This is a genomic window from uncultured Chloroflexus sp., assembly GCF_937129525.1.
Classification (GTDB): Bacteria; Chloroflexota; Chloroflexia; order Chloroflexales; family Chloroflexaceae; genus Chloroflexus.
Genome location: NZ_CAKZNK010000149.1, coordinates 1 through 10,553, shown reverse-complemented (window position 1 = coordinate 10,553; position 10,553 = coordinate 1). Strand labels below are relative to the sequence as shown.

Below are 10,553 nucleotides of genomic sequence, written 5' to 3'. Positions count from 1 at the left end.
ACAAATGTTCCACCCCACCTAGGGGCGAAGGAACTTATGCAGGCGTTGTTTCGTCTTGCAGGTGGATTGATAACGGGATTTGTTTTGAAGGAGATGATCATGCGACGCCGATTTTTCTTACTCGCCATTGCTGCCCTGATGTTGTGGCTCACTGCCTGCGCTGCGGCTGCGCCGACGCCGACATCGCGGCCCGGCGTGGTGACTGTTGAGCGGGTAGATTTGCTGGTGATGGAGTCGAATCCGCCACGGGTACAGGCGCATATCGTCGGTTATCTCGGTGATGGTTGCACCACTTTCGCTGGTATCAATCAGCAGCGTTCGGGTAATACGATCACGATTACGGTCAGCGCCATCCATAGCGGCGCTGAGGTTTGCACAGCTATTGCGCCGCTGCTCGACCAGCGGGTGATGCTTGACGGGACGTTTGCGCCTGGACAGTATACGGTCATCATCAATGGCACGGAGTATCAGTTGACGATCTAAGCTCGTCATTGCGCCGATCTGTTGTCGGTGATAACCCCGCTGCTCAAATTGTGAGTGGCGGGGTCTTTGTTTTCCTATCGGGCACGGTGGGTTTGTCGGCGAGAAAGTTGACAGGGGTCATGGTAAAAATTAGTCCTAATTTCCTATTTGAATTCCACATTTGTGAACGAACAATTTGCTATTATACAGGGGAATGTATTGTGAGCGCAGGTATGGAACTTTGCTCGACGTGGGTAGCGAGTAACTGGTGATGGAGAGATGTTTCTGGAATACTGTTGCTATGTTCGTAATAGTCGCTTGCTATAACAAGCAGTAAATGTCAGATTTGATGGGTGATGCTTATGTCGCGGCTTGAACGTCTGATCCAGATCGATGCCATGGTGCGTAGCGGCGCGTATCCTACGGTGGCAGATTTCTGTCGGCGCTTCGAAGTGAAAGAACGGACAATCTACGAGGATCTGTCCTATTTGCGCGACCGCGTGCATGCGCCACTGGCGTATAGTCGGAGCAAGCGCGGTTACTACTATCGCGATCCATCCTGGGTTTTGCCGGTATTACAGGTCAGTAAAGGTGAACTGATCGCGTTCCTGTTTAGTATCGAGCTAAGTAAACGCTATTTGGGATCATCCTTTGCGGCGCCGCTGCAGGATTTTGTTAAGCGGATGGAGCGCTACCTGACCGATCAGGTTGTCGTTGATGGCGCCGATTTACTGACGCATATTACCTTTCAACCGGGCGCGATTGCCACCGTTGATCCAGAATTGCTTTATGCTGTAGAAGAATGCATTCGCGAATGTTACCCGCTCGATGTCGTTTACTTTACCGCCAGCCGACAGCAGCATTCACAGCGCGTCATCGAGCCGTATCATCTTCTGTTTATCGGCGGCGATCTCCAGGTGGTGGCATTTGATCATCTGCGTGGCGCGATCCGTCAGTTTGCGCTCTACCGGATTCAGCGCTGGCAGGTGAATCGGCAGCGTCGCTTTCAGCGCGACCCGAATTTCGATCTTGCCAGCTATCTGCGCAACGGTTTTCTACACGAAGGTAGCACGCAGCCGGTGGCCGTGGTTATTGAGTTTGACGCCGTCCAGTCCCCATACATCCGCGAGCGTTGCTGGCATCCCACCCAGCAGATCGATGAGCAACCCGATGGCAGTCTCATTCTTCGTTTTCATAGTGGCGCGTTGGGCGCCATCAAACGCTGGGTGTTGCAGTACGGCGCGCATGCGCGCGTGCGTGAACCGCCGGAGCTGGCGCGTATGGTGGCCGAGGAGTTGCGCAATGCTGCGGCCAATTATTGGTAAACTGCGGACATAGTGCAGGTTTCATCGTTATACTCTATCAGGAGCAGTGAATACGAAGCGGAGAGGGGCCTATGGCACATCAGGTGAGTTATACCGGACACCCATTCCTCGATGTCGGATTGGCAACGATGGCTGCCTACAGCAAAAAGCATCGGTTTGCCGATCTCGATGACAGCGATTTCCAGCAAATAGCTGATTACATCGAGGAAAACTACACGCGGCAGCCGTTGCGGAGCTTCTTGACGATGGCATTTACCAGCAACGCCTGGTTTGCCCAATCGGCGTTCAATCCTGACCGACAGAATCTGCCGCCGGAGAAACAACAGGAAGCGCGGCAGAAGCGCAAATATTGGGCCGATCGGCATTTGCGGCAATGGGCGCAGAGCGCATCTACCCTCGAGACGTGTCTGTTTACCGGTCTGCCGGCAGCTGGGCTTGAATTGTCGGGCAAGTTACGGCCAGGTCGGGTTGGACGGGCATAGATGCCGTTGTTGCAGGGCGATGACGCGATTAATTTCTTTGTCAATGGCGATCCGGGTTTGCCGATGGCGCCGGAGGCAATCCTGGCTCTGCAATTGATGCCGCTGGGTTGCGCTAAAGTTGGCGGCGGATTGCTGGCAGTGCATAGCGATAATGAACAATTAACCATCGATTTTGCCCGGCGCTTTCTGGAACAGAATCTGAAAGACGTAGCAAAAGCGCAGGCTGCCGGTGAAGAGAAGTTGCCCGGCTCACCACGTAGTTTGAAGACCTTATTGGTTGAAACCCTCGTCGAGATTATCATCGATCAGGCGCTGGCAGGTCGGCCAACGGTTACAGCCTACTACTTTAACAATGGCCAAACGCCTTCGCTCGATATTTACCATCTGCCGCTCCAGATTACCGGCTTCCTGCTGGCGGTGCATACGCCTGATTACCGTCAATCCTGGTAAGAGCTGGTGAGACGAAGCTGGCAACGCACTGCAACCTCGACCAAACGGGGCAAAGTGACTGAACCGGGCGAGCCACGATTCAACTATCTGTACGAAGATCTTTTCACGTTGCCGGCTCAGGCGGCGCGATTTGTGCGCACCTATTTCCTGCGCATTCCCGATCTTCGCCGACCTGCCGATGATCCACGGCGCGACTATTCACCGCGCCGCGAAGCCAATCTCGTTTCCTGGCCGTTAGTAGAACTCTTTGCGCAGGAGGTATTGCTTATGACCGACAATCGAGTGGCAACATTGAAGGAGCTGGGCGATAAGCTGGCCAATTATACGCGCCGCCAGGGCGGCAAACGCTTCTTTCGTCAGTTCTTTACCGTGCAGCGCAGTGATCACTTTCTGACCCTGCTCAACAAAACGAATATCGATTACACCCGTTACACCGGTGGGAAGGAGACGCTCTTTAATCTCGATAGTTTTCTCACCCTCTTTATGGAAGGTGATGAGATGTTGCGCAGCGATTGGCGCTTGATACGCGATCTCGTGCTGATTCGGATGGTGGAACAGTTGCGTGACTGGATCGCCGAAAACGCCGATGCTGTGCCAGGCGAAGAAGAGGTGACTATGGCCGAGCAAGTATGATTCATCAGGATAACGCATCAGTTCAATGTCCAGGAAGGAGGAACAGGAATTATGGCTTTCGTGACTGGTCTGTTCTTGATCGATGCGCCGGCGTCGGCGCTCAACAACCTCGGCTCCATTCCCGGTGAGCGCGAGGATAACACGGTAGGTGTCAAAGTGATTGTGACCAAAGCCGGTCGCTTTCCCTACGTCTCGGCACAGGCATTTCGGTACTGGCTGCGCGCGACGATCGAGCATCAGGTGCCAGAATGGCAGGCATCGCCAATTTTCCGGGAAGAGAAGATCGCCTATACCGATGCCAATCCGATCAAGTATTGGGATGACGACATTTTTGGCTACATGCGCGCGCCGGGTAAGTCGGACACGGCCAGGAAGAGTCGCGAGCAGATGACCATGCTCGAGGAAGCAACCCCGGTGAGCGATACGATCACGCGGGCATCGCCGTTGCGCGTGAGCACGCTGGTCTCGATTGCGCCGGTCGATCCCACGAGCGATTTCGGCGTGATGTCGCGTCACGAAGGCAATCCGGTGCCACACGAACATCAGTTTTATCGCGCGACGTTGAAGGGTCTCTTTTCGCTCGATCTGTGGGCTTGCGGTACCTTCTCATATCGTAACCGCACCGGTTTTCGCAACCTTGATGAGCCGCGGCAGAGGCTGATTGCCGACTACCCTGGTGTCGAGCATCTCGAAGCCGAGAAGTCGTACCGTTTGCCCAAAGCCGAGCGGCTCAAGCGGATCAAAGCGCTCTTTACCGGCATGGCGCAACTTGAGGGTGGCGCCAAGCAGACGTTACATTACACCGATGTCAGTCCGGCGCTGGTCTGTTTTGCCGTTACCAAAGGTGGCAATCACATCTTCCACCACACAGTGGGCGCCAACCGGGCCGGCCTGCCCGAAGTGAAGATCGATGCCTTGCGCGAAGCGCTGCGCGTCTTCGCCGATGGCATTCTCTCGCCGGTCTATGTGGGATGGGTCAAGGGGTACCTCGACGAAGCGCGGTCCGCGTTTGAGCAGTTTGTGAGCGAGCACAATGCAAGCGCAGCGGCGCAGGGATTGCCTCGCATCGAGCTGAGCCATCCACGCGAGGCATTTCTAGAGTTTGTCGCCGCTTGCGATCGACATCCTGAGTGGTTGGATTAGCAGGTTGCCCGGCGTGCCGGCATGTGGGCAACATCTGTGCCGGCACGCCAGAGCAATTATGAATCTGCGGGAGCAATCTATGCAAGCGCTCAAAATTGTGCTCGAAGGGGTCACCACTTCATTCCGCTACCCTCATTTTATGCTGGGGGTGCAGCCGAGCTTTCCGTTGCCGCCGCCGGCAACCATCTACGGCCACGTATGCAGTGCGTTGGGCGAGTGGGTTGATCCGGAAGGATTGGCTTTCGCTTACCATTTCACCATTGCCGGCGAGGGAGACGATCTCGAGCATATCCACGTGCTATCGGTGGCTTCGGGCAAACTGCCCGGTGGCGAACCCAAGGTGTTGGAAGGCAACATCAATCCATTCAAGCGACATATTTTGCTCTTTCCCCGGCTTACCCTCTACCTCAATCGGCCAGAATGGATCGATGCTTTCCGCCATCCGCGGTATCCGGTAGTGCTGGGTCGTTCCCAGGACCTGGCGGCATACACGCAGATCGAGGTGGTTGAGCTGCGGCAGACCGAGCGGGCTTACTTTGAGCACACCATTCTGCCATTTACAATGGCAGCGCAGGCGCGGGCGGGAGTTGTTTCACTCATGCCACGCTGGATCGATTACCGCAACCGGCGTCGACCGACTTTTGCGCGCTACCTGATGCTGAACGAACGGGTCATGAGCGATTCGTTTCTGCGTTTCGGCGCGCAGCAGATGCGTTACTGGAGCGATCCAACAGCGCCGATGATCGGCGAAACACCATTGGGCTTGTGGTTTCACACTTTCACAGGGGCAGACGATGAAGCCTTCTCCATGGCCGGATCAGATTGATCATCTGCTGGCAAAGAGCGTACAACACGGTGGCGAGACCCTGGCTGATCATACGTGGGATGTACTCAGCCGTCTGGCCGATCTCTATCGATTGCGCCCGACGCTCGGACAAGGGACCCGGCTCTGGCATTGCCTCTACTGGGCTACCTTTCTCCACGATTTCGGCAAAGCAGCGTGTGGTTTTCAGCGACGGTTGCGCGGCGGGCCGTCCTGGAAGCATCGCCATGAAGTGCTATCGCTGGCGTTTGTTGATGCGATACGCGATGGTTTTACTGACGAAGCATTGCGCTGGCTGGTGGCAGCGATTGTCTCGCACCATCGCGACGAGCCAGAGATTGCCGAGCTGTATCCACCGTTGGCGCTGCGTAACGATCCGCTGGCTACGCTGGTAGGGGAGCTTGATCAAGCAACAATTGACCTGCTCTTGGACTGGCTCAATAATTGTGGCAATGCCTGGATCGCACAGCTCGGTCTCAGCGCAGTAGTGGATCCGATTCAGATCCAGTCAGTTCAGGTGAGTGCGCAATCAGTTCGCAAGTGGCTCAATCTCTATCACAACTGGGTGCGAAATCTCGCCCAATCCAATGTTGGGGACCGCAAACCGGGTATTCTGCTCCGTGGCCTGATCACCACTGCCGATCACATGGCCTCGGCGCATGTGCGCCGTCTGCCGCCACCTGTTGCCCAACCATGGTTGGATCTGGCGCAGCGGCTTAGGCTGACCCATATTATCTACGATCATCAACAACGGAGCGCCGATTGTAGTGGACAATCGGCGTTACTCATGGCGCCAACCGGTAGTGGCAAGACTGAAGCCGCGCTCTACTGGGCGCTCGGTAGTGGCAGCGATCAACCGGCTCGCATCTTCTACGTATTGCCATACCAGGCCAGTATGAACGCGATGTACGATCGACTACGGCGGTATTTTACCGATAAAGCGGTCGGCTTGCAGCATGGCCGAGCGGCCCAGGCGCTGTACGCTCGCTTCCGCGACAGCGAGGAGTGGTCGGCAGGGGCAATGCGACGGGCACAGTGGGAAAAGAATCTCAACCTGCTGCATGCGCGTCCGATCAAGGTCCTCAGCCCATACCAACTGCTCAAAGCCCTCTTCCAACTGCGCGGTTTTGAAGCCATGCTCACCGATTGTGCGCAGGCAGCGTTCATTTTCGATGAGATCCATGCATATGAACCAGAACGGTTGGCACTCATTACCGGCCTGATCCGCTATCTGCGCGAGCGCTTTGCGGCTCGGTTCTTTGTCATGTCGGCAACCTTCCCACAGCTCATCCGCGATCGGCTGCAATCTGCGCTTGGCGACATACCGATCCTGAGCGCTGCGCCAGACTTGTATGACCAGTTTAAGCGTCATCGACTCTGGTTGCGCGATGGCGAGCTAACTGCGCAAGAAACGGTTGAAGAGATTGTGGCAGCCGTTCAGTCTGGCAAGCAGGTATTGGTGTGCGCAAACACAGTTGCGCGGGCGCAAGAGATGCGTGACAGGTTAGCGCAGACCGGACTGGCCAATGAACAACTGCTGTTGATCCATAGCCGGTTTATCTATCGTGACCGGAACCAACTTGAACAGCAAATCATGGCTGCGTGTGGCAAAGACGCTCAACAGCGGCCACCGCTGGCACTGGTAGCGACTCAGGTCGTTGAGGTGAGTCTTGACATCGATTTAGATACCATCTACACCGATCCGGCGCCGCTTGAAGCGCTATTACAGCGTTTTGGACGGGTAAACCGGCGCGGCGCGAAAGGTATTTGCCCGGTCTACGTCTTCCGCCAACCCGAAGATGGTCAGGGAGTCTACGGTCGCGACCGCAGGAATCGCGAACAATCCGGTCACATTGTGCGCGTCACGCTGGCCGAGCTTGAGCAACACAACGGTCAGGTGATCGATGAGGCGGCAATCAATCAGTGGCTTGACCGGATTTACGCCGATCCAACGCTACAGCAACAATGGACAGAAGCCTACCAGCGGATGACAAAACAAGTTGAACTGATCATCGGTGGTCTCTGTCCATTTCGCAGCGACGAGCAGCGCGAAGACGAATTCGAGCAAATGTTTGACAGTGTTGAAGTAATTCCCGCTTGTTTCGAACGCTCCTATATCGATTGTATTGTCGAAGAACGTTATATCGAAGCGAACGACTATCTGGTCAGTATCAGCAAACAGCGATTTGCCATCCTGCGCAGCAAGGGCAAGGTGCGTCCGGCGGAAGAGACGGGATCGCGGCGGGTATGGGTAGCGCAGCTTCCGTATGAATCGCGCAATGGACTCTCGTTCGATGATCTGGCAACAGATCCCGATTGGAGCTAACGCCTATGCGATTAACGGTTCACCACCTCATCTTTACCGCCACTGCGGCTACGCCGGTAGCGCTAGCGGAACAGAGCGGGCCGGCGGTGCGGGGCGCCATTGCCAATGCGCTGTGGGATCGGTTCTGCGCTAACAAAGCGGCGCTCACCTGCGCCGGATGTCCGTTGTACAGTCGCTGCCCGGTGGCGGCATTGGTCGCGCCCATGCGGAGCGAGGATGAAAAAGGCAGCGAGCAGCGCCCGCGACCCTATGTCGCGCGCCCGCCCCGCGATGGCGGCAGACGCTTTCAACCGGGCGAAACGATCCGATTCGGGCTTACCCTCTTTGGCCAGGTCGAAGCGTTCTTCCCCTTCATTATCATGGCTGTGCGTGAACTGGAACGTGATGGCATCGGGATGAAGTTAGCCGAGCTAGGCAACCGGCGGGGAAGGATAGCCATACAAAAAATTGAGGCGCACAATCCATTGGGCGGCATTCGGCAAACCCTCTACCCGCTGCCCGGCGGACAGGTTGATTTCCCCGGTTTGCCGATTACGCCAACGGCGGTGCGTGCCTACGCGGCGCAGTTGCCAACCGATCACATAACGCTCACCTTGCACACGCCAATGCGGTTGATCGACCAGGATCGTCTGGTCAAACAGATCGCGATGCGCCCGCTCATTCAGCGTCTCATGCGCCGACTCGACGATCTCTGTCGCGCCTACGGTGACGGACCGCTCGAACTAGACTTTCGCGGCCTCCTCGCGATTGCCGATCAGGTAGTAACCACGGCTGATCACACGCGCTGGATCGACGTGGTAAGTGTCTCAGCGCGACAACAACGGCGCACGCCGGTAGGCGGTCTGATCGGTAGCGCCACCTTCAGCGGGCCGCTGGAAACGTTACGCGAACTCATCGTATGGGGCAGCCTGATCCATGTTGGTCGCAATGCGGTCAAAGGCGACGGCTGGTACACACCGGAAGGTATGGCTGTATTGCCGTGATCCGACAGCTCCGGAGTGTACATCTGTTTTATTGGTTGACAACTTCGGCAATTATCGGGTATGAATCTTTCCAACCGCAACGCGCAAAACCTCTCGTCTTCAGCGATAGCGGATAGCGCATTGCGTATGTTGCTTCCGCACCTTAACAATCGGCAGATTCTTGTGGACGACGCCGGAAACATTCAATAAAGGAAGGAAGACTGCGTCATGGAACTCATCGTCAGCGAACACGGCAGTTTCATTGGCAAACATCAGGGTCGATTACGGGTGTTCAAAGACAATGAACGGAAACGCGAAGTGCCGATCATGCATTTGCGGCAAGTCATCATCTGCGGAAACGGCGTAGCAATCAGCAGTGACGCCGCGCGCGCATGCAGTGAAGAGGGCATCCCAATTCACTTCATCTTTCAACAATTTCGGCTCACGGTAGAGCACTGAAACACCTGTTGCGATACGCAGCCAAAAATCGCAAAGACTTTCAACAATTTCGGCTCACGGTAGAGCACTGAAACCTGAGTGCAATGCAACAGAAAGGGGAGTGCTTCACGTGAACTTTCAACAATTTCGGCTCACGGTAGAGCACTGAAACCTGAGTGCAATGCAACAGAAAGGGGAGTGCTTCACGTGAACTTTCAACAATTTCGGCTCACGGTAGAGCACTGAAACGCTATCGCAAGCCACCACCACGCCGCCTCCGGCGCGCTTTCAACAATTTCGGCTCACGGTAGAGCACTGAAACGGGATCGAAAGCGGGATGTTGGCGTAGACCGCACGCGCACTTTCAACAATTTCGGCTCACGGTAGAGCACTGAAACACCAGCGCTTTCTTGAGATGGTGGGCGATTTGAAAGCTCTTTCAACAATTTCGGCTCACGGTAGAGCACTGAAACCCGGCTGCTCGCCAAGCGGATCCGCAAACAACGCGCCTTTCAACAATTTCGGCTCACGGTAGAGCACTGAAACCGAATGCGGGGTTGGGCGCGCGGTGGTCAACGGTAGCTTTCAACAATTTCGGCTCACGGTAGAGCACTGAAACATGGTATGTTGCGAAATTTCTGCTCTCGCGAATGGAAGCTTTCAACAATTTCGGCTCACGGTAGAGCACTGAAACACAAAGTTCTTGACCACAATCCGCCGCGAGGATATCTTCTTTCAACAATTTCGGCTCACGGTAGAGCACTGAAACGGTGACAATCCGTGCTCTGGCGCGATGAGATACAACCTTTCAACAATTTCGGCTCACGGTAGAGCACTGAAACCAGGTGCCAGGACGCCAGCGCGACATCGCGGACAACCCTTTCAACAATTTCGGCTCACGGTAGAGCACTGAAACCCACTCTACCACACACTCCCTCATCCCGTCACTCCCCTTTCAACAATTTCGGCTCACGGTAGAGCACTGAAACGGTGACAATCCGTGCTCTGCCGCGATGAGATACAACCTTTCAACAATTTCGGCTCACGGTAGAGCACTGAAACCAGGTGCCAGGACGCCAGCGCGACATCGCGGACAACCCTTTCAACAATTTCGGCTCACGGTAGAGCACTGAAACCCACTCTACCACACACTCCCTCATCCCGTCACTCCCCTTTCAACAATTTCGGCTCACGGTAGAGCACTGAAACTGGGCATGCCGGGCGGGAGCGCGCCGGGCGCGGGACTTTCAACAATTTCGGCTCACGGTAGAGCACTGAAACGTATTATATCCATACGTAAATGACGTTAGTAAACTACCTTTCAACAATTTCGGCTCACGGTAGAGCACTGAAACCGCCGACCATCGGTAGAAGCTTGAGATGACGGCAAGCCTTTCAACAATTTCGGCTCACGGTAGAGCACTGAAACGCGGCTGCGGCTGCGGCTGCGCTGCGATACGCCTGCGGCTGCCTTTCAACAATTTCGGCTCACGGTAGAGCACTGAAACC

Annotated in this window: 9 protein-coding genes, 1 pseudogene and 1 CRISPR repeat array; all 10 genes and pseudogenes read left to right on the top strand. The window is 55.5% G+C overall.

Annotated elements, in window-relative coordinates; genetic code table 11:
- The first annotated feature begins 99 nt into the window (after positions 1 to 99).
- A complete protein-coding gene (locus Q0650_RS18135; protein ID WP_298821573.1) occupies positions 100 to 483 on the top strand; it encodes a hypothetical protein in 384 nt (127 codons plus the stop codon).
- 341 nt (positions 484 to 824) lie between these two features.
- The gene (locus Q0650_RS18130) at positions 825 to 1,787 is read left to right on the top strand and encodes a YafY family protein (RefSeq protein ID WP_298821571.1); all 963 of its coding nucleotides are present in this window, start codon (positions 825 to 827) and stop codon (positions 1,785 to 1,787) included.
- Between the two features lie 71 nt (positions 1,788 to 1,858).
- Complete coding sequence (locus Q0650_RS18125) at positions 1,859 to 2,269, top strand: hypothetical protein (RefSeq protein ID WP_298821569.1); 411 nt, start codon at positions 1,859 to 1,861, stop codon at positions 2,267 to 2,269.
- Complete coding sequence (gene cas8a1 / locus Q0650_RS18120; RefSeq protein WP_298821567.1) at positions 2,270 to 2,719, top strand: type I-B CRISPR-associated protein Cas8b1/Cst1; 450 nt, start codon at positions 2,270 to 2,272, stop codon at positions 2,717 to 2,719. It abuts the gene before it with no gap.
- A gap of 6 nt (positions 2,720 to 2,725) precedes the next feature.
- Positions 2,726 to 3,352: a hypothetical protein gene (locus Q0650_RS18115; protein ID WP_298821565.1), complete on the top strand. Its 627-nt coding sequence runs from the start codon at positions 2,726 to 2,728 to the stop codon at positions 3,350 to 3,352.
- Positions 3,353 to 3,403: 51 nt separating this feature from the next.
- Entirely contained in the window at positions 3,404 to 4,495 is a 1,092-nt protein-coding gene (gene cas7i / locus Q0650_RS18110) for a type I-B CRISPR-associated protein Cas7/Cst2/DevR (protein WP_298821563.1), read from the top strand.
- A 79-nt stretch (positions 4,496 to 4,574) separates the two neighbouring features.
- On the top strand, positions 4,575 to 5,321 hold the full coding sequence (gene cas5b / locus Q0650_RS18105; RefSeq protein WP_298821562.1) for a type I-B CRISPR-associated protein Cas5b: 747 nt from the start codon (positions 4,575 to 4,577) through the stop codon (positions 5,319 to 5,321).
- A complete protein-coding gene (gene cas3, locus Q0650_RS18100) occupies positions 5,290 to 7,644 on the top strand; it encodes a CRISPR-associated helicase Cas3' (protein WP_298821560.1) in 2,355 nt (784 codons plus the stop codon). The genes cas5b and cas3 overlap by 32 nt, the downstream gene beginning before the upstream one ends.
- 5 nt (positions 7,645 to 7,649) lie before the next feature.
- Positions 7,650 to 8,627 (top strand): CRISPR system precrRNA processing endoribonuclease RAMP protein Cas6, encoded by a 978-nt coding sequence (cas6, locus tag Q0650_RS18095; protein WP_298821558.1) that lies wholly within the window; start codon positions 7,650 to 7,652, stop codon positions 8,625 to 8,627.
- Between the two features lie 207 nt (positions 8,628 to 8,834).
- Positions 8,835 to 8,987: pseudogene (locus tag Q0650_RS18885) on the top strand (CRISPR-associated endonuclease Cas1); the annotation flags it as partial.
- 44 nt (positions 8,988 to 9,031) lie between these two features.
- A CRISPR array of direct repeats spans positions 9,032 to 10,552; the repeat unit is 37 nt; unit sequence CTTTCAACAATTTCGGCTCACGGTAGAGCACTGAAAC.
- Position 10,553 lies beyond the last annotated feature (1 nt).